Raw genomic sequence first — 242 nt, 5'->3', positions numbered from 1 at the left:
AAAATAGCCATTATCTCCAGGTTTATTTATAACTTCGATATTAACGTTCTCACTATAACCTGTATCTAAAAGATCTGGGGTACAATCAATTGTTGTTTTAACAGAAAAGGATTCCTTTTTAGTTCTTAATACTTCACTGTTTTCATCAAAGACCACTTCTTCATCTAATAATCCACCAGATCCAGTGTCCCCATCTTTAAATCTCAGTAAGGGCTGTTCTGGCCCATCTTCTTGCACAGATT

At 35.1% G+C, this 242-nt stretch carries 1 protein-coding gene; it reads right to left on the bottom strand.

Going from position 1 to position 242, the window contains the following annotated elements; genetic code table 11:
- On the bottom strand, positions 1-242 hold a 242-nt coding region (locus ACRHOC_RS15045; RefSeq protein ID WP_431159430.1), incomplete at both ends, for a hypothetical protein.

The organism is Winogradskyella poriferorum (assembly GCF_050618035.1).
Lineage (GTDB): Bacteria > Bacteroidota > Bacteroidia > Flavobacteriales > Flavobacteriaceae > Winogradskyella > Winogradskyella poriferorum_A.
This window is presented reverse-complemented; position numbering and strand designations above follow the sequence as displayed.